Source organism: bacterium (assembly GCA_016699995.1).
Lineage (GTDB): Bacteria > Patescibacteriota > Doudnabacteria > UBA920 > UBA920 > UBA920.
This window is the reverse complement of record CP064996.1, coordinates 169,642-194,331: the sequence shown is the minus strand read 5'-3', so window position 1 is coordinate 194,331 and position 24,690 is coordinate 169,642. Positions and strand designations below refer to the sequence as shown.

At 44.2% G+C, this 24,690-nt stretch carries 26 protein-coding genes and 3 tRNA genes; 15 read left to right on the top strand and 14 right to left on the bottom strand.

The annotated features are described in order from the left end of the window. Positions 1–59: 59 nt before the first annotated feature. The 3 genes from IPM19_00950 to IPM19_00940 form a co-directional block, all read right to left on the bottom strand. The gene (locus IPM19_00950; protein ID QQS23120.1) at positions 60–464 is read right to left on the bottom strand and encodes a hypothetical protein; all 405 of its coding nucleotides are present in this window, start codon (positions 462–464) and stop codon (positions 60–62) included. A 62-nt stretch (positions 465–526) separates the two neighbouring features. Beyond that, positions 527–802 (bottom strand): 30S ribosomal protein S15, encoded by a 276-nt coding sequence (rpsO, locus tag IPM19_00945; protein QQS23119.1) that lies wholly within the window; start codon positions 800–802, stop codon positions 527–529. An 86-nt stretch (positions 803–888) separates the two neighbouring features. Next, on the bottom strand, positions 889–1,692 hold the full coding sequence (locus IPM19_00940) for a hypothetical protein (GenBank protein QQS23118.1): 804 nt from the start codon (positions 1,690–1,692) through the stop codon (positions 889–891). A 146-nt stretch (positions 1,693–1,838) separates the two neighbouring features. Between IPM19_00940 and IPM19_00935 the strand changes: the two genes are divergently transcribed. From IPM19_00935 to IPM19_00925, 3 genes are all read left to right on the top strand, one after another. Next, entirely contained in the window at positions 1,839–2,873 is a 1,035-nt protein-coding gene (locus IPM19_00935) for a tyrosine-type recombinase/integrase (GenBank protein QQS23117.1), read from the top strand. 100 nt (positions 2,874–2,973) lie between these two features. After that, complete coding sequence (locus IPM19_00930; GenBank protein ID QQS23116.1) at positions 2,974–3,786, top strand: hypothetical protein; 813 nt, start codon at positions 2,974–2,976, stop codon at positions 3,784–3,786. Positions 3,787–3,868: 82 nt separating this feature from the next. Next, a complete protein-coding gene (locus IPM19_00925) occupies positions 3,869–4,915 on the top strand; it encodes a tRNA-dihydrouridine synthase (protein ID QQS23115.1) in 1,047 nt (348 codons plus the stop codon). Between the two features lie 41 nt (positions 4,916–4,956). Here IPM19_00925 and IPM19_00920 read toward each other — a convergent pair. The 5 genes from IPM19_00920 to IPM19_00900 form a co-directional block, all read right to left on the bottom strand. Next, a tRNA-Arg gene (locus tag IPM19_00920) sits at positions 4,957–5,033 on the bottom strand. A gap of 41 nt (positions 5,034–5,074) precedes the next feature. Then, positions 5,075–7,663 carry an HAD-IC family P-type ATPase gene (locus IPM19_00915; protein ID QQS23114.1) on the bottom strand — a complete coding sequence of 863 codons (2,589 nt, stop codon included), beginning with the start codon at positions 7,661–7,663 and terminating at the stop codon, positions 5,075–5,077. 51 nt (positions 7,664–7,714) lie between these two features. Beyond that, positions 7,715–7,978, bottom strand: coding sequence for a DUF167 domain-containing protein (locus IPM19_00910; GenBank protein ID QQS23113.1), 264 nt, complete (start codon positions 7,976–7,978; stop codon positions 7,715–7,717). A gap of 91 nt (positions 7,979–8,069) precedes the next feature. Continuing rightward, entirely contained in the window at positions 8,070–8,387 is a 318-nt protein-coding gene (locus IPM19_00905; protein ID QQS23112.1) for a hypothetical protein, read from the bottom strand. 77 nt (positions 8,388–8,464) lie between these two features. Further along, positions 8,465–8,541 (bottom strand) — tRNA-Arg (locus IPM19_00900). A gap of 77 nt (positions 8,542–8,618) precedes the next feature. On the opposite strand from IPM19_00900, the gene IPM19_00895 reads away from it, so the two are divergent. Next, entirely contained in the window at positions 8,619–9,305 is a 687-nt protein-coding gene (locus IPM19_00895) for an rRNA pseudouridine synthase (GenBank protein ID QQS23111.1), read from the top strand. Between the two features lie 2 nt (positions 9,306–9,307). Then, entirely contained in the window at positions 9,308–10,072 is a 765-nt protein-coding gene (locus tag IPM19_00890) for a C39 family peptidase (GenBank protein QQS23110.1), read from the top strand. Between the two features lie 74 nt (positions 10,073–10,146). Here the strand turns inward: IPM19_00890 and IPM19_00885 are convergent, their stop codons facing one another. Next, positions 10,147–10,413 carry a hypothetical protein gene (locus IPM19_00885; GenBank protein ID QQS23109.1) on the bottom strand — a complete coding sequence of 89 codons (267 nt, stop codon included), beginning with the start codon at positions 10,411–10,413 and terminating at the stop codon, positions 10,147–10,149. Between the two features lie 69 nt (positions 10,414–10,482). Between IPM19_00885 and IPM19_00880 the strand changes: the two genes are divergently transcribed. Beyond that, on the top strand, positions 10,483–12,225 hold the full coding sequence (locus IPM19_00880) for an ABC transporter ATP-binding protein (protein ID QQS23108.1): 1,743 nt from the start codon (positions 10,483–10,485) through the stop codon (positions 12,223–12,225). A gap of 107 nt (positions 12,226–12,332) precedes the next feature. Continuing rightward, on the top strand, positions 12,333–13,001 hold the full coding sequence (locus IPM19_00875; GenBank protein QQS23107.1) for a hypothetical protein: 669 nt from the start codon (positions 12,333–12,335) through the stop codon (positions 12,999–13,001). Positions 13,002–13,055: 54 nt separating this feature from the next. On the opposite strand, the gene IPM19_00870 is transcribed toward IPM19_00875, so the two are convergent. Next, positions 13,056–13,577: a DUF677 domain-containing protein gene (locus IPM19_00870; protein QQS23106.1), complete on the bottom strand. Its 522-nt coding sequence runs from the start codon at positions 13,575–13,577 to the stop codon at positions 13,056–13,058. 176 nt (positions 13,578–13,753) lie between these two features. Here IPM19_00870 and IPM19_00865 point away from each other — a divergent pair, with 176 nt between their 5' ends. Beyond that, positions 13,754–14,131 (top strand): hypothetical protein, encoded by a 378-nt coding sequence (locus IPM19_00865; GenBank protein ID QQS23105.1) that lies wholly within the window; start codon positions 13,754–13,756, stop codon positions 14,129–14,131. 51 nt (positions 14,132–14,182) lie between these two features. Further along, the gene (locus IPM19_00860; GenBank protein ID QQS23104.1) at positions 14,183–15,832 is read left to right on the top strand and encodes an FAD-binding oxidoreductase; all 1,650 of its coding nucleotides are present in this window, start codon (positions 14,183–14,185) and stop codon (positions 15,830–15,832) included. A gap of 48 nt (positions 15,833–15,880) precedes the next feature. Here the strand turns inward: IPM19_00860 and IPM19_00855 are convergent, their stop codons facing one another. Continuing rightward, entirely contained in the window at positions 15,881–17,449 is a 1,569-nt protein-coding gene (locus IPM19_00855) for a VCBS repeat domain-containing M23 family metallopeptidase (GenBank protein QQS23103.1), read from the bottom strand. A gap of 176 nt (positions 17,450–17,625) precedes the next feature. Next, on the bottom strand, positions 17,626–18,408 hold the full coding sequence (locus tag IPM19_00850) for a ferritin-like domain-containing protein (GenBank protein QQS23102.1): 783 nt from the start codon (positions 18,406–18,408) through the stop codon (positions 17,626–17,628). A gap of 96 nt (positions 18,409–18,504) precedes the next feature. Here IPM19_00850 and IPM19_00845 point away from each other — a divergent pair, with 96 nt between their 5' ends. Further along, complete coding sequence (locus IPM19_00845) at positions 18,505–19,923, top strand: DEAD/DEAH box helicase (GenBank protein ID QQS23101.1); 1,419 nt, start codon at positions 18,505–18,507, stop codon at positions 19,921–19,923. 56 nt (positions 19,924–19,979) lie between these two features. Here IPM19_00845 and IPM19_00840 read toward each other — a convergent pair whose 3' ends face one another. Further along, positions 19,980–20,711, bottom strand: coding sequence for a hypothetical protein (locus tag IPM19_00840; protein QQS23100.1), 732 nt, complete (start codon positions 20,709–20,711; stop codon positions 19,980–19,982). A gap of 236 nt (positions 20,712–20,947) precedes the next feature. Here IPM19_00840 and IPM19_00835 point away from each other — a divergent pair, with 236 nt between their 5' ends. The 5 genes from IPM19_00835 to IPM19_00815 all read left to right on the top strand — a co-directional run bounded on the left by IPM19_00835 (position 20,948) and on the right by IPM19_00815 (position 24,009). After that, a complete protein-coding gene (locus tag IPM19_00835) occupies positions 20,948–21,529 on the top strand; it encodes a sigma-70 family RNA polymerase sigma factor (GenBank protein QQS23099.1) in 582 nt (193 codons plus the stop codon). A gap of 17 nt (positions 21,530–21,546) precedes the next feature. Continuing rightward, positions 21,547–22,629: a hypothetical protein gene (locus tag IPM19_00830; protein ID QQS23098.1), complete on the top strand. Its 1,083-nt coding sequence runs from the start codon at positions 21,547–21,549 to the stop codon at positions 22,627–22,629. A 159-nt stretch (positions 22,630–22,788) separates the two neighbouring features. Beyond that, positions 22,789–22,864: transfer RNA gene (locus IPM19_00825), tRNA-His, on the top strand. A 43-nt stretch (positions 22,865–22,907) separates the two neighbouring features. Then, complete coding sequence (locus IPM19_00820; protein QQS23097.1) at positions 22,908–23,255, top strand: inorganic diphosphatase; 348 nt, start codon at positions 22,908–22,910, stop codon at positions 23,253–23,255. A gap of 160 nt (positions 23,256–23,415) precedes the next feature. Beyond that, entirely contained in the window at positions 23,416–24,009 is a 594-nt protein-coding gene (locus IPM19_00815) for a hypothetical protein (GenBank protein ID QQS23096.1), read from the top strand. Positions 24,010–24,050: 41 nt separating this feature from the next. Here the strand turns inward: IPM19_00815 and IPM19_00810 are convergent, their stop codons facing one another. Further along, positions 24,051–24,602 carry a hypothetical protein gene (locus IPM19_00810; protein QQS23095.1) on the bottom strand — a complete coding sequence of 184 codons (552 nt, stop codon included), beginning with the start codon at positions 24,600–24,602 and terminating at the stop codon, positions 24,051–24,053. Positions 24,603–24,690: the final 88 nt, after the last annotated feature.

Below are 24,690 nucleotides of genomic sequence, written 5' to 3'. Positions count from 1 at the left end.
TAGCGAAACAAAACCTTGGGAACCTTCTCGGCCAATCAATTTTAAAAGACGGTTAATAATTACTTAATGTCGGTATATATGTTAAAGTCGCGCAAAAACAAATCCGGATCCGGAGTGCTGCCATACAGTAAATGGTTGATGTTGTCTTCGAACATATTTTCGCCTTTCGGGCGATCTTTGCCTTTGAGCTTAAGCCAATGCTGCCAAGAATGCACGAATTGCAGATAAGTTTCCGAGCCAGGAGCGCCGTAAGCCTCCTCGATGATGTGATTTTTAATCTCATTCACCTTAGTTATAAACACGTCGCGATCCTCTGCAGTGACATGACCTTTAGTACGGACCTGATCCTTAACACCCTGAATCTCCGCGTTAGCCATTAGCTCTTTTACAATTTTCTCTGCGGTTGCAATCCAAGTTTTTTCGAACTCTTCGGGATCCCACGCAATATCTTCTATATTCACCATATGCTATTAAACCCCAACTCGAGCGCCAGTAAGCAGCGCCAAAGCTGGGGTCTATATTAAAATTAATTTACAGCTTTCTTCAATTTAAGCTTATCAGTAATCTTATCGTAGCGCTTTTCATCTTCACCCTTTAAGTAGCGAAGCAAACGGCGGCGATTTCCTACCATTTTAAGCAAGCCGCGGCGAGAGTGATTGTCTTTGCGGTGCAACTTTAAGTGTTCGCTAACCTGATCGATTTCTTTGGTCAGAATAGCGATCTGAACTTCCGGAGAGCCAGTATCATCTTTGTGAACCTGGAACTTCTTAATGAGCGCGTCCTTTTCTTTCTTTGTTAACATATACTTTGATCCTTTGCACGACGCCGGCAGTATATTCCAGCGCGTAGGTTAATTACTTGTTAATTATATCACTTTTCGTAAATAAATCAAGCCTCTATTTCTGGTTCTTGGGTTAGGTTTTTTTCTAGTTTTAAATTGATGAAACCTGGCAGTTTGAGCATTTCCTTATAGCGGAAACTAACTGAGCCGTCTGGATTTTTATTGGCCAATGCTGATCTTAAAGGCTCTTCTTCTAAAGCGGATTTTTGGAAAATGAATTCTTCCTTGGTGATATCATCGCCATTATCAATTTTAATGAGCGTATAATTATCTGGGTGATCTATAATATTCTGATACTGTTCGGCACTGCTTTTATCTGTAAATTCATATCCATTCTTTAACAACCACTTTGTAACATTAGGTTGAGCGCTTTCTTCTGTATATTGAGTGACGCGGCGATAGCCAAGATTATCCAGCTTCTGCATATAATCTTCCACCTTTTTTAAAAAGTCTGTACCGCTAACTATTCTATTAGTACTGTCTATCCACCGATGCTGTATATTCCAAGAACTGCTGGCACCATGGTCTTTATCAAAAACAAACTCAGCAGGCTTATCTCCAAATTTATCCTGCAAATAAAAACATATCATCTCCACGTCGCCAAAATTCTTTACATCTATCTTAAAAGAACAATTTTCAAAATCTTTAGTGTACAAATTCTTAACGGGAGGAATGGCAGATTCTCTGAGGCGTGAAAAAGAATCCCAACTCGCAGCAACCTCCTCGTCTGCAAAGGGCAGGTTAAAAAACTCTATTACGTCCCTGTTCTGCTCTACCTTGGACTCCTGAGCGGTCTCATTTGATATGGCTGCATCAACATCTCCCGGAATTCTATTTATCTCGCTGTTCATAAATTAATCATAACAAACTCATGATTTTTTTAAAATTTACTAATCATTTTAGTTCTGTCGTACAATCGAATATTTTGCGACGCGGATAGGAATGGTGGTATAATATAGATAAAGGTTGCCGATAAGAAACCAAAATCAAAAAACCCATGGCCAATGGCATAAAAAAACAGAGAAACAGTAACGAAACTACGACCAAAAAGCAGGACAAGAAGCCCCATCCCCTATCCAACATCGATAGGCATATTCAAGAGTTCTTAGAATACTGCGAAATTGAAAAAAATAAGTCTCGTCTGACTATTCAAAACTACCATCATTACTTGGTGCGCTTTTCAGCTTTCTGCCACGAAAATGGTATTGCTAAGCCTGAGCAGATAACTTTAGATACCGTGCGCTCCTATCGCCTCTTTTTGAACCGGCTTACAGATGAACGCACCGGCAGAGCCTTAAAATCGGTCACCCAAAACTATCATGTAATCGCTGTTAGGGCTTTTTTAAAGTATTTAGCCAAGCGAGACATCGACACCCTTTCGGCCGAAAAAATCGAATTAGCCAAAACACCCTCACGGGAAGTGCCAGTTATGAGCAATGACGAAGTGCAACGCATCAAAGACGCAACCAAGCACGAAGAGCTAGAAGTAGCGCGTTTGCGCGACAAAGCCATCTTGGAACTCCTCTTCTCTAGTGGGGTGCGTATTTCTGAACTAGTCCAGCTAAAAATAAAACAGTTAAACTTTGATAGCGGCGAATTCACCGTCCGCGGCAAAGGCGACAAGCTGCGCTTGGTATTCATGTCACCGGAGGCGATTCGAGCTATTCAAATGTACCTTATCAAGCGCCATGACAATAACCCTGCCTTGTTCGTAAGTCATTCCAAGATCGGCAATACCGTCGAAAAGCAAATGGAAAGCATCGGCGGCGGACGCGATGCCGTACCAGGCTTAACTGCGCGCAGTGTGCAGCGTTTAGTAAAAAAATATGCTGGACTGGCCGGAATAATGCACAAAGTAACTCCGCATACCTTCCGCCATTCTTTTGCTACCGATCTCCTCCAAAATGGTGCAGACATTCGCAGTGTTCAGACTTTACTAGGACATGCCTCCATTACTACTACTCAAATCTATACCCACGTTACTAACCAGCAATTAAGAGAGGTCCATAAAAAATTCCATAATAAAAAATAATCTACTATAAATTAGGCGCCGCTAGGCGCTTTTTTACTTGCGCAAATTTACAAGAGGGATATAATAAAGCCTAGTTTTACCCAAACCCCAGGAGGAAAAAATGAAAGCACCCGCCGTTCTGTGTAGTTTTTTGCTAATCTTGATTTCAACCATCACCTGTTTTGCTCAAAGCGAATTCTCTGCTGCTCCACCTCCCCATTCCGAGTCTCTTAAGCGGGAGTGGAAATTTGGCTGGGAAGCCTCGTTTAGATCCAAAGTGGAAACCGGCAACAAAGCAGAACTCATTGAGTCGCCCGTTAACGCTTACAGAGCCCGTTTCAAAAACTTCTCTACTACCAGAGAATACACTCTAGAAACCACAGCCGGGTTTACAACCAAACGCTCGCATAACGACCAATACTTCAACTTCCGTGCCGAAGCCTCGCAAAAGATAACCGACAAATCTGCCATCACCGGCGATTTGGAATTTACATTTACCGGCTTCCGTAGCCTCGGACGAACTGGCATCGAAGTGTCGAAAAAATTCCATAAGGAACAATACCAGCTTAAACCTTACTCGCGAGTGGACTATTATTTCCCGCTCGGCAATGGCTTTCGCAACCGGCCCTATATCTACGATCTACACTCTCCTGCAACGGAAAGGTTTCACCCAGGATTTACCTGGGCCAGCGGCTTAGCAAGCGAAGTAAATTACAAGAGTACTATTTGGGAAAACAAGACACAGCTGATCTTCGACACTGGCGCCGTAATCTCCGGAGGACGCAGTCTCTTTAATACAGAGGTTGCCGCCGGCTATAGATTTGACAAAATCTGCATCGGGCCGATGTTTGAATACACACGAGTGCTTAATTACCATTCCGGACACTTCCCTAAAAATTCATTTGTGGGAGGAATGTTCATAAGGTACAACTAAACTCATAGCAGCTCTCCAGCTGCTTTTTTTATTTGCCATTTTAAGGTAAACTGTCTTGGTATAGAATCACTATCAACGATTGATGAATAATTTTTGGAAAAATTTACCTAAACCGTTTTTCGCGCTCGCGCCTATGTACGATGTCACGGACGCGGCTTTTCGAATTATCATTGCCAAATATGGCAAACCGGATGTCTTTTATACCGAATTCACTTCTACCGACGGGCTGATGAGCGCCGGCCGCGAAAAGCTCCTGCATCATCTACAGTTTTCCGAGACTGAGCATCCTATTGTCGCGCAAGTGTTTGGAACGAAACCAGAAAAGTACTTTGAAACTGCGAAATTGTGCCGCAAGCTTGGCTTTGACGGCATGGATATTAACATGGGTTGCCCTGATAAGAATATTATAAAAGGCGGCTCTTGCGCAGCTTTGTACCGCACGCCGGATTTAGCCAAAGAAATAGTCATTGCTTCTAAACTCGGTTGGGCAGCAGAAGAAGGCCAAACTTACGAGGATGCCATGAAGAATTTGAAAAACATCGAAGAGCTACGCGATGTTCCTATCTCGGTAAAAATCCGCATTGGTGACACCGTAATAGATTGGGAAAGCTGGATAAAAAAATTACTGGAGGCCGAACCTGCTGCGATCGGCGTACATTTGCGCACTCGCAAAGAGATGTCTAAAGTCCCGGCGCACTGGGAACTGATGCCGGAGATTGTAAAATTCATCCACGACAATACAACTAACCAAAACCGGCCTCGCATTATCGGTAATGGCGATGTTGAGAATTTAACCCAAGCCGCGGCGCGAGCGCAAGACAGCGGCTGCGATGGCGTAATGCTCGGCCGGGCAATTTTTGGAAACCCCTGGCTATTTACAGAAAAGGAATCTGTACGCGCCGGCAAACCAGAATCTTTACAAATAACCAAGCCTCAAAAGCTGCAAGCCCTGCTGGAACATGTAGAACTGTACGGGAAAATCTTTACTGGACTAAAACCATTCGACGTCATGAAGCGCCACTTTAAAGCCTACATACATGGCTTTGATAACGCCGCAGAACTCCGTGCCGAGTTGTACGAATACAAAACAGCAGAAGAAGTAATCGAACACATTAAGACGCAAAACTAATAATCAAACAAAAAGCACGCCTCATGGCGTGTTTTTTATTCTGGTGGCTCCGACTGGGATCGAACCAGTGACCTTGGGCTTAGAAGTCCCCTGCTCTATCCAACTGAGCTACGGAGCCATATACCAAGGTATTTTAACAAAAAAACTGTGAATTCGTCACTACCTTCTTCGGCGGAAAAAATACTTCGCCAATTCAATCAGCAATATATTCAGTATTCCGACCATTAGCACTCCTCCTATCCATACAGCCGAAAGTGATTTTGTACCGAACAGGTTTTGCAGCGGAGGGAGATAGATAGCCGCTGCCATAAGCACGAATCCTATCAAAACCCCGCTATTGAGATATTTATTCGACAGCAGCGGGTAAGAAAAAATACTTTGCTCCAAGCTGCGCACCGAGAAAGCCAGAATCAAAGTATACGTTCCGAAGGCGGCGAAAATGAAAGTCCTTACCAATTCCGCTTCTAATCCTGCTCGGGTCAACACGAAATATAATACAGATAATAGAGCGCTTGTAGAGAACCCTATAACGATTATCAAAAACTTCATAAGCGGATCGAACAAGCCAGCGTTGGGGTTGCGCGGAGGTACCGATAAATGATCCCCATCTTTTTCAAAGGCAAAAGCCACAGCCGGAAAACTGTCGGCAAAAAAATTGACCCATAAAATTTGCAAGGCATTTAAAGGCAAGGGCAAGCCTAGCAGTAAAGAGCTGCCTATAAGAATCAGCCCGTCTGTAACATTCGAGAGCAAGTACACGAGCACTTTGCGAATATTGCCGATTATCTGTCGACCCTCTTCAATGGCCGCCACTATCGTCTCAAAATTATCATCCAACAGCACCAAATCCGCCACGCTCTGCGCCACCTCTGTACCAGAACCCATTGCTATGCCCACGTTAGCCTGCTTGATGCTGGGCGCGTCGTTAATTCCATCCCCGGTCATAGCTACCACTTCTCCGGACTCCTGTAAGAGCTTCGCTATCTGCAATTTATCGAATGGAGTCACCCGAGAAATTACCTTTAGATACGGCAGCCTTTTTTGCAGCTGTTGCTTTTTAAGCCCAGTTAACTCACTTGCATCCAAAACAGAGCCTTCTTTCATTTCCAGACCTATCTCCTCTGCAACCGCAACTGCAGTACCTTGATGATCCCCTGTAAGAATGACGGTTTTAACCCCGGCTCTCGCTACCCTCGCAATAGCCGACTTAATACCCGGACGAATAGGATCCTTAAACGTAATCAGGCCGTCAAAGCTAAGATTGTTAAGAGTCAGCTTCTTGAGCAATTCTAATTGCTCCTTATCGCTGATCTCTTTGCTTGCCAAGCCTAGTACCCTCTCTCCAGAAAAAGCCAGGCTGCTTATCTGTTCTGTTAACTGCTTTTTCTGCTTGGCGGTTGCTTGTGAATAATGGATTAAGACATCTGGGGCCCCTAATACGATTAACAGAATTCTGCCGCCATCTTTGATCAATGTAGCTGAGTATTTTTGAGAGGAATTGAAAGGCCAACTCTGCAGCACCTTGCGCTTAGATAGAATTTGCTTGTAACTCATACCCTCCGACGCTGCAGCGCGCACTAGAGCTGCTTCCATAATCCTCCCATCTATACGCCATTTTTCTGGCGCGTCCTCCGGATTCTCCACTATCGCATTTGCATTGCTCAGAGCATAACTTAATAATTTTTTTGCCGGTACTGCAACAGAGATCAGCTGCGACATCACCATCTTCGCCATCGTCAAAGTACCGGTTTTATCAGTTAATATTACCGTGGTTCCGCCCAGCGCTTCGGCAGCCACTAATTTACGAACCACTCCTTTGCGTCGAGCCATACGCTCCACCCCAACCGCCAATATCACAGTCATAGAAACTGGTAAGCCTTCTGGTATTGCAGATACAGCAATCGCCACAGACGTTAAAAACATATCCAAAGGCGAGTAACCGACCAATATGCCGACAACAAAAACTACCAATGTAAGGAGGCCCAAAATTATGCTCGAATAGATACTAAATTTATATACCGCTTTTTGCAACGGTGTCTGCTCAGAACTGGAAATTGCGAGCAATGAAGAGATCTTTCCCAGCTCTGTCTGCAAACCGGTATCGGTCACAATAACAGTTGCATACCCCTGAGTAACCAACGTTCCTGCAAACACCATCGAATCTTGGTCGGAAATGCTTGCGGAGAACGCAACGGGTTCGGCCGATTTAGTAACAGGCAACGACTCGCCTGTTAACACAGCTTCATCTACCTGAAAATCATTAACAAAAACAATGCGGCCATCTCCTTGGACGCGGTCGCCCTGCGACAGCAACATAATATCCCCTACTACTACGTCCTTGGCATCGATCTGCTTTTCTTCGCCATTGCGCATTACCCGAGCCTCTTGCTTGAGATAAGTTTTCAGTTTTGCTAAAGCATTCTCCGCTTTGTTTTCCTGATAGAATCCTAAAATAGTATTAACAACGGCGGCGATGAATATAAAAATAGAATCCTTGTAATGGCCTATGAGCAAAGTCACCACCCCGGCAATCAATAAGACTATAATCAAGGGGCTCTTAAACTGATTGAGCACTATTCTCAATTTACTCAAATGCCTGCCATGCTCAATGGCGTTGCGGCCATACTTCTGCAAACGCGCAGCAGCTTCCTCTTCCGAAAGTCCGTCTGTGATATCGGTAACCAAGAGTTCTGTCGTGTCCTGTACGGAAAGGCTCCAATAGCTCGATGTTTTTTTACTTTTTTCCATTGCTTGATTTTTTGTTTTAAGAATTTTTATATCTGGAACCTGATTTTTACTCTAGCTATCAATGTCGATATCAAATAATTTTTGTTTACTCGCGCGCCCGGCTACCAAACGGACCCGAGACGCATTAACTTTAAAATGATTGGCTAAAAGTTTAGAAATGGCCACGTTTGATTTTCCGTGGACAGGCAAGGCTTTTACCCATACCTTATAAACTGGCGTTTGAGGCTTATAATCGCTTAGCCGTAAAGCAGGCTGGGTGATGGATTCAATCTTGTCTTCTCTTGCTGCTGTTTTTGCTATCACAATTATTTTCATAGCATGTATATCTCTATAAATTCAGTATAACAAAGACTATTTCTTTAATAAATCAATAAAAAACAGTTGCTCCTGCAACTGCATTTTTAGATTACTCCACGGTAATCTGGTAACTGCCGCCTATGGATTGACAGACGTACATATTGGTTCGTTTTCCAGCTTGGTCCGTAGCGACTAAATCGTACCGTACGATATCGCCTCGATTGCACCACCAGAACGATGCTGCCATCCAATGAGTGTTTACCACCTCGACGTTGCTAAAATTAAGTTTCTTAACCTCATTTGCCGCGGCTGTACTATTTTGAAAAAAATATCCGCCGAACAAAAAAAAGAAAAACAAAAATATGACGATCACACCCCAAACCGTCAGTGCAAAATTATCTATCAGAGTTCTAACAAAATTAAGCATAAGTCCTCCTTCTCAACTACCGATAGTATACTAATTAAACCTTTATGTCAATAAAAAAACGCCTAACGGCGTTTTCGTGGTGCACCCGACAGGATTCGAACCTATGACCTCCCGCTCCGCAAGCGGACGCTCTATCCAGCTGAGCTACGGGTGCATGAACACAATCGTACCATATTTAACTAGAAATTTCAAGCTATAACAGCTATAATTGAAGCACATAATATAGAAGTAATGCTAGAACGAGTCCAAAAATTCATTAGCGAAGCTGGGGTTGCTTCTCGCCGCAAGGCCGAGGAGTTTATTAAATCTGGCCAGGTTTCTATTAACGGGCGCAAGGCCAAATTAGGAGATAAGGTCGATCCCAGTAAAGACGAAGTCAAAGTTTACGGAAAATTGGTCCAACCTGTAACAGAAAAGCTGTATATAGCGATAAATAAACCAAGGAACACAGTAGTCAGCAAGCGTGATCCTCAGGGACGAAAAACAATTTTTTCTTTCTTGCCGGAAGATATTCGAACCAAGGTTCACAACATTGGCCGTCTCGATTTTGAAACCGAAGGATTATTGATTCTTACCAACGACGGCGACCTTACCGAACAACTCGCCCACCCCCGTTACGAGCACGAAAAAGAATACGAAGTCATTCCGGACACCGAACCAAAACCAGTCCAACTGGAAAGACTGAAGAATGGCGTAGATCTTCCGACCGGCTTAACCCGCGAAGCAAAAGTTAAGGTGCGCTCCGGGAAAATTTACATCACTATCCACGAAGGCAAAAAGCGCCAGGTGCGAAGAATGTTTAACAGCGTTGGCCTGGGCGTACATAACCTCAAGCGTGTAAGGATCAACAAATACACTATGCCACCAGACTTGGCCCCGGGAGAATTCATATCCATTCAAAAGTCAGATATTTTATAGCCATGATTACCAGACCGCAACAATCGCATAGAAAACCATTGCTCATTGTTGTAACAATAATGCTATTGTTCGGTATTGGATATCTCATTAATAAAAATTTATACAACCGCGAGGAAGCAAGCTGGCAGGTACAGCAGCCAGCAACCAGTACCATGGTCGAAGAAAAGCCGGTACCCCAACCTGAGCCCATTAAGCCAATCCCTCCCACTCTGGCTTTAGATGTTCCGTTTACACCTCAGGCACCAACGGCCAACTGGGACGAGCTGCACAACGAAGCTTGCGAAGAAGCCTCTGCCATAATGGCGTATGCATATTTTAACGACATCGCTTCCCTGCCAGCAAGTTACGTAGAAACTAAAATCAGCGAACTCACCCAGTGGCAGACAGATAATTACGGTTACTACTTAAGCATCAACAATAGCGAAATGGTTAAAATGCTCAGGGAAGCTTTTGACCTAAAAGCAGAGCTGGTCGATATGTCCGAAGAAGCCATTAAACGGGCTTTAACTGACGACAAATTGGTAATCTTGCCTGCCAACGGCCAGATGCTTGGCAACCCAAACTTTACCCCACCAGGCCCAATTTACCACATGCTTGTTATTAAAGGGTTTAATACCAACGGCTTCATTACCAATGACCCTGGCACTCGACGCGGTAAAGACTACTTCTACACATACGAAACGCTTTATAATAGCAACGGCAACTGGTCGCATACCGAGCATAAAGTCGACCTGACCGATAAGCAGGTTATTATTGTAAGTAAATGATTTCGTCTATCGCTTTGGCGTTTCGATAAGATTTTTAATAGAAATTAAAAAGAGACTTGAAAAAGTCTCTTAATCTATAATACCGGCAAAGAATCGATATACTTTTCTTTGTCCGCAAACAACTGCTTCCATTTCCCTGCCGAACCGCCAGCGCCGCATAACCCGGTACGATATACCTTGGTATGGAAATTGCAATCTCTCCGGGTACACCGCGACAGGCCTTTCTGGATAGCCCTGGTCCAAAAGAGTACATCACTCCCTTCTGAACGAAGCAACTCCTTGGACATCGGCTCTTGGTCAATTTTATGCAAACCGAAAAAACAGAGTAGTTTCCCTAGCATATTGCCTCCTCTACCATCAAAATACTTGCTATAATAACTGTCTAAATTAAATCTGTCAATACTTACACTATGAAGCTACTTATAAATTATTTGAAAAATTATAAAGGCTTGGTTGCTGGCGCGCTTTTTCTGGCCGCCATCAATCAGATTTTTTCCCTACTAGATCCGCAAATCTTCCGAATCTTAATCGACCGTTATGCCAACCGGTTTGCAGAACTAACTGCACGAGAATATTTAGAGGGAGTCGGTCTTTTACTGCTTGCCACAATGGGAGTGGCTTTCGTCTCGCGAGTTGCAAAAAGCTTTCAAGACTACTACACCAACGTAATTACACAAAGACTGGGCGCGCGCATGTACAATGACAGCGTTACCCACTCCTTCTCGCTACCTTTCGCGGTATTCGAGGACCAGCGCAGCGGCGAATTTTTATCCAAACTGCAGGCTGCTCGCAACGACGCGCAAAAGCTCATTGGCTTGTCTATCAATATTCTGTTCTTTACCCTCGTCGGTGTGGTGTTTGTATTGATTTATGCCTTCATCGTCCACTGGAGCATCGGGTTGGTTTATCTCCTCACCATGCCAGCACTTGGGATTATTACTTTCTGGATTACCGGAAGAATCAAAACGGCCCAGACAGAGATAGTAACAGAGACCCAGGCTTTAGCCGGAAGCACGACAGAAACCCTACGCAATGTGGAATTAGTAAAAAGTCTTGGCCTGGAACAGCAAGAAATTAACCGTCTCAACAAAACCAACGAAAAGATACTTGCTTTAGAGCTCAAAAAGGTGCGCCTGATCCGCGCCTACAGCTTTATCCAGGGAACATTAATCAACGCGATGCGCATGGGCATCATGCTGCTAATGCTTTGGCTGATATATACCCGCCAAATTACTTTAGGTGAATTCTTTAGCTTGCTATTCTACTCCTTCTTCATTTTCAATCCATTATCCATGCTTGGCGATGTTTCCACCAGCTACCAAGAAACCAGAGCCAGTCTAGAAAAGCTTGATGAAATTCTAAAACAAAACAGAGAGAAGCATGCTTCTAATCCAAAACCGATCACAGATATAAAATCTATTTCCTTCGAAAAAGTTTCTTTCGGTTACCAGTCGGGAACTGACGACGCGCTGCAAAACATTGACCTTAATATCGAAGCCGGAAAAACCGTTGCATTTGTAGGGCCAAGCGGCAGCGGCAAAAGCACTACGGTTAAATTAATCGTTGGACTGTACCACCCTACCGCCGGTAAAGTTAAATTCAACGATATCTCCGGCGAAGAAATCGACCTTATCGCCCTACGCAATCGTATTGGCCTGGTAGCCCAGGAAACACAGTTGTTTGCCGGCACTATTCGTGAAAATCTCTTGTTCGTTCGCCCCGACGCTACAGACATCGAAGCAATAGACGCACTTAAGGCAGCTAGCGCCACTAGTTTAATAGAGCGTGGTGAAAAAGGCTTAGATACTAAGATCGGCGAAGGCGGACTAAAGCTTTCTGGCGGAGAAAAGCAACGCTTAGCGATTGCCCGGGCTTTACTGCGAAACCCGGATATTTTGATCTTTGACGAAGCAACCTCGAGCCTCGATTCCATAACCGAAGAATCAATCACCACGACCATTAAAGAAATAGAAAAGACCCACCCTCATTTGATACGCATACTTATCGCTCATCGTCTTTCTACAGTTATTCATGCTGACACAATTTATGTGTTGGAAAAGGGTCAATTAGTTGAACAAGGCACTCATGACGAGCTGCTTAAAAGGAATGGCCTTTACTCCGCTTTATGGCGGCAGCAAATTGCCAGTAAATAGTTGTTAAAACGCGGCCATAACGTGCCGCGTTTTTTGTATCACCCCCTACTCTAGTTATGCCAAACTTTTTTGCGTATGATACACTGAAATAAAAAAGGAGGCTGAATATGAAATACGCGTTAACATTCCTCGGCGGTGTGCTCTTTTGCACATTGACATTTTTTTGGATTAAATCTTTTTTTCCCGAAGTTTTTTATCTCACTCAGCCTCCGAAAATAGCTCTTGCCGATATTCCCGAGCAGGATATAAAGCAATACAAGAAAAAGCACGTCGAAGTAAAAGCCGGCAAATACCAAAGTTCCGGATGCGAGATCGAGCCTGGAGTATTTTTAACAGCCTTTCATGGCGTGATGGGACCATGGCTAGATGAAGAACAGATTTACGTCAATGAGACGCCTGCTAAACTAGCCTGGCACAGCAAAACTGAACAAGATTATGCGATCCTTACGACTAAGGAAAAGTTCGATGCAAAGAAGTACGTCTTAGACCCTTACGAATTCAAAATCGGCGATGATATTGTAATAGTTGGCAGTCCAGGCAGCACCAGAGCCCTGGTCCAGCCCGGCAAAATCATCAACACCGACGTAAAGAATGAGGATGGCAACTACAAGATGGGTGCTAAAAAAGCTTTTACAATTTATATAGAAAGTGGCATATCTGGCGGTTGCGTCTACCCTTTGGGCTCTAACAATGCCGTAGCAGTAATGACAAAAAAGGATAACAACCCAGAAAAAACCATTGGCGAGATATCGCTGGTCAGCAAAATCTCTGAATAAGCTGCCGACGGCGCGGAAAATTAAACAAAACCCGGAAATAGTTTCCGGGCTTTTTTATTTCTTTTGCTCTTTTAAATTCTGAATTTCTTCCATGATCTTTTGGACATGGCCTTGCAGTTCGGTTAACGTCTTCATGGTAGCCGCATCATGGAGATCATCTTCTTCATCATCTTTTTCGATCTCTTCTACGTCCTCCTGAATCTCATCAATATCCTTTTCGATCCCCTCTACATCTTCTTGCATTTCTTCCACGTCTTCCTGGATTTCATCAATATCCTTTTCGATCTCTTCTACGTCTTCCGCGATCTCTTCGATATCTTCTTCTACATCCGCCAAGCTCTGAGTATTCTTGTTAACAGACATCTGAATGAACAAAGCTAAATAGATTGCTTCTAAGGAAACAGCGGTTGTTAAAATTAACAACACAGTGTTTAAATCTACACCAAATAACACAAACGCAAAAGCCGCCGCAAACAACACAGTGTGTACAGCTATAGAAGTTGGTGACCCGACCCATTGGGTAAACTTTTCTCCAATAGTTAACGGGCTCTTGGTTTTTAAATGCTTAGGCGCCATATCAACTCTAAAATAAATATTCGGGAAATAAAAAAATACTTTCCCACCGCAAGTATTAACTTGTTATCAATTATATCATATTTACCGATTTTGTCAACCAATACTGACAAAATGACAATCATTAGACATCAAGGCATAAACAGGCTAGACTAGAGGCAAAGATTGAGGAGGCTATAATGAATACAACATCCGATGCAGTGAGTTTTTCGGCCGTTTATGATTTGGTTAATGAAAATTGGGAATTCAAACCCGAAAATTACAGCCAGGTTATTGGCGACAGTATTGATGACCGGGTCAATTTTGAAACCCGGCACGTCCTCCTCCATGTTTCCAAAATTGCAGGAGACATCGTAAAGGCCAACAGCGAATTGGCTGCAGTCGTGGAAGACACGGAACATTCGGGAAATTTTTTAGGAAACAGGATTAGACAAGCTCCCAAACAGCTGATAATCAACGGGCTTAAGCTCGCCTATACTTTGGGCGTATCACCGGAGGAATTGCTCCGACAACTTATGGAATGGGCCGCCAAGCAGAATCAGGAACAAGAAGGCTAAGAGCGAATGGTTCGCTCTTTTTTTATTGCGTTTTATTGATATAATAGAAGTATGGAACGATCTTATGATCTGGCCGTCTTGAAACAAAAGTTTAAAGGCAAAATAACAACCGAAGAAGCAGATTTAGAAAAATATTCTCGCGATGCGAGTATTTTTGAAATTCACCCGCAAGTAGTGGTATCCCCGCTGGACAGCGAAGACATTAAAACTTTGGTAAGATTCGCGGCCTCCTCAAAGCCTCACTCCCCCGAGATTTCCTTAACTGTGCGAGCCGGCGGCACCGACATGACCGGTGGCAGCATTAATGATTCCATTATCATTGACGTTGCCGAGCACCTAAATAAAATCGCGAATTTGTCCGAACAATCGGTCGAAACGCAACCGGGTGTAAAATTCGCCGATCTGGAACCAAAGCTAATTGCAAAAAATGTGATCATGCCAGCCTACCCTGTCTCTAAAGCCTGGTGCGCTGTTGGCGGCATGGTCGGCAATAACTGCGGCGGTGAGAAAACTTTTAAATACGGCCAAGCCGCTAATTATGTAGCGGAGCTAGATGTGGTCTTGGCAGACGGCAACGAATATCATATAAAGCCTTTAAGCGAAGCTGAGCTACAAGCAAAAATGGCTCAGCAAAATTTTGAAGGCGAATTGTACCGCAAAACCTATCAGCTCATTCAGGATAACTACCGCGCTATAGAGGATGCAAAGCCCACTACCTCCAAAAATTCCTCAGGATACCTCCTTTGGGATGTGTGGGACGGCAAAACTTTCGACCTCACAAAATTGTTTGTCGGATCACAGGGCACGCTGGGCATTATTACTAACATCAAGTGGAAACTGGTGCCTTTGGAGCGAGGCCGGCAATTAGTAGTGTTTTATTTGCACGAACTTAAACTGCTTGGCGAGATCATCAACCATGTAAACGATCTGGGTCCGGAGAGCTTTGAAATGTTCGACGACCATACCTTTAAGCTGGCAATTAAATACTGGCCCGAAATTATCCGTCGCATGAAAGGTTCTACCTGGAAACTCATTAGGCAATTCTTGCCAGACCTATGGCTTTGGATTAAAGGCGATTTGCCAAAACTAGTTTTGTTGGCAGAGTTCACCGGCAGCACTCAGGAAGAAGCCGATCGCAAAGCACAAGAGGCAGCGCATAACATAGACCAACATTTCAATCTTCATGCCCGCCTGAGCACCAATTTTGAAGAATCCCAGAAGTATTGGGGGATCCGGCGCGAGAGCTATAATTTGCTGCGCAAGCATAATGCCCGCAAAATAAGCGCGCCATTTATCGAAGATATTGTCGTGCATCCAGAGCAATTACCAACCTTCATTCCCCAACTGGACGCTATTATGGCCAAATATCCAGACTTTATTTCGACTTTAGCTGGCCATGCGGGCGATGCTAATTTCCATATCGTCCCGCTGGTAGACCTTTCTATACCTGAGCATCGCAAACAATTAGTCTGGTTTAGCAACGAAGTATTCGACCTGGTTCTCAAGTATAAGGGATCTATGACGGCAGAGCACAACGACGGGTTAGTACGCGGTCCGTTCTTAGAGCACATGTTTGGATCTAAAATTTATGAAGTATTCAAAGAAGTAAAGCAGATTTACGATCCGTTAAATATCTTTAACCCTCACAAAAAAACTGATGCCGATATGAAATATTACACAGACCATATCCGCCTGCATTAAACGCTTTGCAATTTCAAAAAACCGGCTCGCAAGCCGGTTTTAAGTTATTTAGTTGTTCCACCACCATCCCCCGCCGGAACCGCCGCTGCCAGAGCCACCGGAGCCACTACCTCCGGATCCACTACCGCCGGATGAGGAAGATAAATTAATAGACCTCAAGCTAGCCCTGCGTCCATCCATTGCGCTCATTAGCATTCGGCTATCCAAGAACGCTACATCATAACCGCCGCGCCACCAGGATTCGAAACCGTATAAGCCGCTATTTTGAACCACTCCGTCGCTAATGTTAAATGTTTTCATATGTGGGCCGCCTCCAGTGGCAGGTACAACGGCTAAACGGATACCGGATGAACCTAATGTCCCAGCGCTAACCCTAACTCCAAGATTAAAGTTGCCGTCGTAAGCAAAGAATTCCCGCGCCACGGTACCATCAATATTGAAAATCTTAATATGTGGGCCGCCACCGGCTAATGGGCTGGTAATGACCGCTCCGGTATTGCTGGCAGTTTTAGCAGCTGCTACATCTACCCCTCCGCGAAACTTTCCGTCATAGGCCAAAAATTCTTTAATTAAAGTCAGGTCTGCCCCCGAGAAAACTTTTACATGAGGTCCGCCGCCAGGACCTGCTCCAGTAATAATATCTGCAGCGCCATCATTGTTTACATCTGCACTGGCAACATGTACGCCACCGCGGAATTTAGTATCGTAAGCAAAAAACTCTTTTAACACAGTTCCATTGGCTTTAAATATTCTAATGTGAGGTCCGCCGCCAGGACCCGCCGCAGTAATAACCTCAACCTGTCCATCTTTATCTACATCGCCCATGGCAACATCAACGCCACCGCGGAAAGTTTCTCCGTAGGCATACCATGCGCCTTTAGCTGTGCCGTCTTTGTCAAAAAGCTTAACGAGAGGGCCACCGGTTGCACCGGCGCCGGTTGCTATTTCCAAATCACTATCGCTATCTATATTCCCGGTAGCGATATTAGCTCCGCCTTTAAAGCTTTCGTAGGGTAAAATTTCGTTTTGCTGGGCGGGATAATTAGTTACAGGGGTGGTAATTTTGGTTGCCGCCTTTAGGCTCTCATAAGGGCTAAAAGGTTCGCGGCCAGGGGCGCGGATCTCAAAGTGAAGGTGAGCTGTAGTGGTTTCGGCATTACCACTGTCACCCATATAACCAATGAGCTGCCCCTTTACTACTTTATTTCCTTCTTGAATGTCGGGCGCATAAGCGTTCTTCCCGTCACCCTTACCATCGTCGGTGCCTGGATTGTCATTATTGATGTGCAAGTAATGATAAGTATAACCATCGCTATCACGAATGGTCACCGCGTATCCCCAGTCAGCTTCCGGATAATTGACATTCGTGACAGTTCCATCTACAGCCGCCACCAAAGGGAGCATCTTTTTACCCATCAGGTCATTACCCTCATGGCTTCGGCCTCCGCTGCGCGGTGCACCGAAATCGTCATAGTAGCTAACTGCCCCAATTACCGGGAACACTATAGTTCGAAAAACAGTAACTTGCGCTCGGGCAGTCTGGACACTGGCGCCGATAGTAAATCCCAGAGCCACCACTACCAATAAACATATATTGAGTATTTGTTTGAATTTCATAAAAATTGATCCTTTAGATTTAAATTTACCAAACTTTTCCCGGGTTGGAAATTGTTTAACTAAATTCTATAAATAATCGTTACCAAAAAGCGCATAATTAGCGCCACTATATATATCGGGGCACAAGTGCAAAAGTTACAGCTTTTCAAAATAAAAAACGGTTCTAATAGAACCGTTTATATAGTTTCTGATGGATCAGATTTGAGCTTTTGAATTGCATCAACAACGAAGTCGCTTACATTCGGCATTGAGACATCTACCCGAGCCAGATATGAGCGCAGCCTAGTATAAAAACTAAGCTCAGTGTCTGGACCAAGAAGCAAGTTGACGAGCTTGGCACTGTCACCGTGACGGGAGCCAATCGGCTTCCAATTTTTTTTAAGCGCGTACTCTGCCAAGCGACGACGCAAACCCGTACCCAAAAAGCTGGGCGCAGTTTTGGTGTAAAAATCCAGATGCCGAACTTCTTCTGCCTGAATAGCCGCGATAATTTGTCGAAGTAAAGGGTAATTCTCCACTCTCTTCATCAGGGCCCAGTAGCCGGCCGAGGTAGTAGCTTCATTAGCGCCGCCAATAACCAGATAAACCCCTACAGAAATAAACCATAACGGCCATGCCAGCAAAATTGTGCCGATAAAACCATACAGGTAACTCCAAGTGAGATTTTTTTTGCTAACAGGCGGGACGTAATAGTCGTGTTTTTGCAGATACAACCTCAGCACTTCGCCATGCTTAGCTTCTTCCATTTCCCATATATCGATAAACTTTCGCAGCTTCGGATACATGTACGGAGGCATGAACCTCAACTGTGGTGCATAGCTTACCGGCACCAGAGATTCCACCACTATAAAATATTGGATAATCTCGGCCAGCTGGGGGGAGATTTCCGGATCCGGATCGAAATCATTCTTTTGCAATTGCTCTATGAGCAAATCGATTTTAGTCTTTTGTTCAGTCATAACCCTCCTTCAAATTGACTACCAAGCTTACCATGAACAACTTCACAAAGCAAGTAGTATAGTGCCATTATACCTTATCCTTGCTATAATAGCTGTATGTTACAAACCACAAATAGCAATGGATTCGATAATCTCGGCATAGCACCCAAGCTGCTCGATATACTGCGCAACAATAAAATAGTTACCCCAACCCCGATTCAAATGCAATCCATCCCCTCTGCTATAACCGGCAAAGACTTGATGGGAATCGCTCAGACCGGAACAGGGAAGACTTTTGCCTTCGGCATTCCTATGATCCAGCGCCTGGCCCAAAGCGGCGGCAAAAGCCGCGGCTTAGTTGTTTTACCTACTCGAGAACTAGCACTTCAGGTAAATGATTCACTTAAAAAGATTGGCGGGCCATTAGGATTGAAAACAGCCATTCTCATTGGCGGCGAGGCAATGGGCCGTCAGCTGCGCGCGTTAAAAGCCCGTCCGCATATCATTATTGCTACCCCAGGGCGCTTGATCGACCACATTGAACAGAAAACAGTAAATCTTTCTTCTACTGATATTCTAGTTTTGGACGAAGCAGACCGCATGCTCGACATGGGATTCGCTCCTCAAATCAAAAAGATTTTAGAGACCATCCCTAAAAAGCGCCAAACACTGCTCTTCTCTGCAACCATGCCGGACAGCATTGTTAAGATTGCGAACTCATATATGATGATGCCGCTGCGCGTAGAAGTAGCCCCAGCCGGCAGCGCTGTTAATTCTGTATCTCAAGAAATCTTTTTCTTAGAACGCAAAGACAAAGGCCCGATGCTAAAGAAAATTTTGGACCAATATAACGGCAGCGTTCTAGTCTTTTCCCGCACAAAGCACGGGGCAAAGAAAATTGCTAGAGACATTCGCAACTACCATGTGACTGCAACGGAAATTCATTCCGACAGATCTCTTAACCAGAGACTCGATGCTCTAAATGGATTCAAATTGGGCAAATACAGAGTTTTAGTAGCAACCGACATCGCAGCCCGGGGTATTGACGTTACTGGTATTCAGTTAGTAGTAAATTACGACCTGCCTGATCATGCCGAAGATTATGTTCATCGTATAGGACGCACTGGCCGAGCCAAGTCCACCGGACACGCCATTTCTTTTGCGACCCATGATCAACGCCGAGATGTTACCACCATAGAACGATTGATCCGCAAAACCTTGCCCGTATCCAAGACCCCTGCACTAGAAAATCTTCAAAAAGGCGAGAGCGATTCGAGACCGACTTTTACCAGACAAAATAATAACCGCGCAGGCCGATCAGCTGGTCGTCCATCTGGATACCAACCAAGTGGACAATCAGCTAACCGACCAACGCGGTCAGCATCTGACAAACGAAACAAGCGAGATTTTGGAAAGAGGAAGAAATATTCAGAGTATGAACGCGGCCGTAAACCGGCCCCAGCTTCGCTCAAGAAAATTTCCTCCAACAGCAGCCCATTCTATATTTCTAAAAAATATACCAGCGACGACGAATAATCGCACCGAAAGCCCCAATACAACATGGGGCTTTTCGGTACCTCTAGAATCGACTTTTAGATGATGCGTACTTTAATGGCATTGAAGACATTTAAGACGCTATCCCAAAGACCAAAGAGTTTTACTTTGGTTCCGACTTGAACGTCGGATACTGCTCCTGCCTCATTATCGGCAGTTTTAATCTGTGTATCTTCGGTAATGTTTACAGTTGCAGTCTGACCATCTTTATTTTCCACGGTCACGGTTGCACCGCCGTTAGCAGCAGCGCTGACTGTAGTTACTGTACCCTTGGCTGTTGCCGGTTTAATATTCTCCGGCATAAAGTAGATTACGCTTGCCGTAATGGTACTGCCAGACTTTGTACCTGTAATGAAGACTCTGTCGTTTACATCAATGTCGGCTAAGGCGCGGGTAGTTCGCGGAATCTCGATTACTGTTGCTCCAGTAGCATTTACGGTGAAGGATGAGTCGTCACGAGTTTTGATAGTAAACCCGGTGCTAGACTCTGCTGTAACTGTGCCTGCATAGAGCAGGCCAAGCATTAGACCGTTACCCCGCTTGTTATGATCCCCTCGCTTTTTATCGTGGTTGCCGTTCTTTTGATTATTGTCAAAGACACGGACTCCAAACTGGTTTGTATTTTGTGCACGAACTTCGGCACGATTGCGATTGCGATCATTGTCGCCGCGATCACGGTTTTTATCACCGTGGGCCAAGGCCAGTGAAGGAGTCACCAGCACAACCATAGCTGCGACGGCAATAAGAGAAGCAAATGTTTTCTTAAACATAAAATTCCTTTCTTGCTTTATTTTCTTAATATTTTTTATTATTCCATCCCTCGTGCCAGATACATCGTTTAGATAGGTAGCGATGTTTCATAAATGTTGATTTTTTTGGCAAAAATCCTTTTAATATAAAGGGGTTTTTTATAAGTACCTTTTCCTATGTTTTATATATTTTTTAAAATGCTAAAATAAAGTATGAAACATTTTCATCTATATAACGATTAAAATATTGCTGAAGTATGAACTCTGACCAAGAGAGAATAATAGAACTTGTCAGGCAGACTCAGTCGGGCGATCAGGCCGCATTTTCGGCCCTCTACGACGAATTTGCTCAGCGCATCTACGCTTTTATACGCATCAAGGTTTCCGGCAATGTCGAACAAGCCGAGGATATCTTGCAAGATGTATTCTTGAAAGCCTGGAAAGGCTGTAAGAGCTTGGATCTGAAGGACCTTAATTTTTCGGCGTGGCTTTATAAAGTCGCGACGAACACGATCAATGATTATTACCGCAAAATCTATCGCGAACCGAAAGCCGTCTCGATCGATGAAGCCCGCGACATCGCAGGTGAAGATGACCCTGCCGCTAATGCGAGCCGAGGACTTGAAAAATACATTGTCCGCGAAACGGTGGATAAATTACCTCCCCATTTTAAGGAAGTAATAGAGTTAAGATTCTTCCAGGATTTTTCCGTGGCCGAAACAGCTCGAATTTTGGGACGAGAGAGTATTACTGTCAGAGTGTGGCAACATCGCGCAGTGAAACAGCTCCAAAAACTTTATAAGGAGCAGCTTGTATCAGTCCCCTCAAACAATATATAGTGAGAATAATTAAAGCAATGAACAACGATTTAAAAAACTTTTATAAGAAGATAACCCGGAGCGAGCAGAACATGCTTTCCGAATCTGCAAAGCTGAGAGTAAAGGATAAGATCTTTTCTAACTTGGGCGCGCAGACCACCGACGAGCCTGCAAAGAAAAACGATTCCTTTCTGGAAAAGCTCAAGCGCTTCTTTATGATGCCCTATGTGATGGTGCCCTTGGTACTGCTGATATTCATAGCCGGCTCCACAGCGGCTTCCGCAGACGCGCAGCCAGGTGATAAGCTTTACGGAGTAAAGAGACAAGTAGAAGAGTTGCAGCTATTAACTGCTCCGGATGAAGAAGCTCGCATACTACTCGAAATGAATTTCGCCGAACGCCGTCTAGAAGAGGCGCGTTTATCGGAAGAGCTTCGAATTGAGAAAGAAAACCAGTCCGAACATAAGGATCCCTCTGCTAAAGCGACAGTAGAAATAAACCTAGACGCGCTGCTAAGCACGGACACGACAAACCCACAGCCGGCGACTGGTACTAACCCTAGTACTGCCGCAGAATCGAGGCAGCAACAATACGAAGCTAAAGTTAAGTCCAAGCTTAAATCCGACGCAAAGAACGCAGTTGAAGTGCTAACTAAAATCAAGCAAACTTACTTAGACAAAGGACAAAAGGATAAGGCTAAGCAGATCGACGTTTTACTGCACAAATACATCAAGCAAAAAGATTCGTCCAAGGGCACATCTAACAAAGATCAAGGCAAAGTCGAAGGAGCGAAAACCGAAACCAAAGCCGAGCCTAGTAGGAGCACCGAGCCAAAAAACAGTAGCAGTACTCCACAGCCGAAGTCTAAACCAGGGCCAAAGCCAATTCTAAATCTCAACTTAAACCCTAGCCAGCCCACAACACCTCCCACACCACAAACCGCAACCAACCCTCCTGTAAACACAGGCGGGTCTGGTGTTGCTAGCGGGGGTTCTAGTGGGACAGGTACTGCAGGAAACTCGGGCAGCACCGGCGGTTCTACTAACGGCGGCGGGAGCGGTTCAGGCAGCGGCGGCTTCGGTGGGATTATTGGCGGCATAGGCGGACTTTTAGGATTTTAAAACATCTCGTTGAACAATTGACTACAAAGCAAAAATCCGCTACAATTGTAGCGGATTTATTAATCCTATCTGGCACAGCAGATAAGTGACTCTTCACATTGCCGTAAGGTAAACCTGTGCAGGGTTTTTATTTTAGCAAGAGCAAAATTAATAATTATGGTGGGTGTAGCTCAATCGGTAGAGCGCCGCTCTGTGGCAGCGGAGGCAGCGGGATCGTAACCCGTCACTCACCCCAGCAATAGATCGCCTTATGGGCGGTTTTTTGTTATATTACACATATGACAGAGGCGATCAATTATTTAGGCAAAAAAATCAAAGTGCTAATGGACAGGCCTTTGGGGTCCAAACATCCTAAATATGATTTTTATTATCCCGTAAATTATGGATATGTACCAAACACGCTAGCAGCTGATGGGGAAGAATTAGATGCGTATGTTCTAGGAGTCGACCAACCACTCGAAGAATTTACTGGCAAGTGCATAGCAATCATACATAGAACCGATGACAATGATGATAAATTGATCGTTACCCCTCTTGGTAATACATTCACAGATGAGGAAATTACTGAACAAGTTAAATTTCAAGAGCAGTATTTCCAATCCACTATCATTAGGTATAAACCCTAAACCTAGCTACCACATCTTTCATTACGCGACCCTAGCAAAAAGCATCTGTTAATAGCAGTTGTTTTTTGTTATGCTTAGTTATATAAAAATCCAAAGCCATTCAATGGGACTATAAAAATATTGTTAAGCGCCGCGGTAAATTAATTAAGATAAAATAGCCATGAAAAAACTCATACTAATCGTCTTTGCAATTTCCCTCACAGCTGCCGGATGCGGCAACGCCACTCCAAGCAGCGACCAGCAAACAGCTAATGCCGATGTTCAAGCAAACAATGAAGCCCATAGAGATCAAGACCAGCAAGCAGATAAAACAATCAACTTCTCTTCTTATAACTCCATATATAAATTTACAGGCTTAATCCCAGCAGATTGGGAAATTGAATATATACAGGCAAATGAAAGCATTAATATATACGATCCAAAAATGGCCTCACCGGATAATCTAGAAAAGTCACAGATTTTTATCCGCCATTTTAGAGCTAGTTCCTTTTTAACCCTGACGACAGTCGACATCCTCAAACGGGAACAACTAACTGTAGGCTCCCACGCTGCTGTAATGTATGAAATAAAAAAGAAAACGAATGTTCCCAATTTCCCCAATCAACCGCTATGGCGTAGCGGACAGCACACGCTTATCGACATAAGATACTCAGCCGATAACCCTAGCGAATTTTACGTAATTGCCAAAAATCCCAGCTTAGACCCAGTAACTTTTGACGTATTTATCGATAAGCTAAAATTTGAAAATGATTAAGTTGCGAAGCTACTGAAATTCACCAAATAAAAACACCGTTGTCACAACGGTGTTTGTTCAAAAAATGCGGTCTTAGCAACTTCTAAGACCACAGCCTCCGCTGCCAATTGCTTAGCCTGTGTTCGAAGCTTCTTATTTTCCTTCTGATGTTTTCGACGGTCTCTGCGTTTTTGCAGCCTTTGCTCCCGTAATTCGCTGATGATATTGAATACCTGATAGCGAATAAATTCCGGAGTATCTTTCTTCAAGATAGCCAATACAGGAATGTGCTTATTCCTGCCTTTGCTGGCAAATTCCATGGCCCTGAGCTCGGAGCTTTTAACCTGCAGATTAAATCCTCCACAATCGGTCATGATAATGAAATCGACACCGGCCTTGTCTAGGTGAATGGATGTCTTTTGTATACCGACATACCATTCCGGAAAAGCGGATCGGTCTACATCCAAATTCTCGAACGCAGCCAAAAATCGCTGCTCGGTATTATAGCCGGTTAGATTTCCCAGAATACTCTGAACTCTCCATATCTTTCTCTTATGCTCGGCCTGCTTTGCCAAAAATCTTTTTTGCTGAGCCTTGGTTCGTTTCCGACCCATTTGCGTTAACCTCCTTTTCGATTTGATTACCTCGCATATTATTACATTTAAGAAAAAAAGTCAAAGATAATAAAACAAACACCGCCTT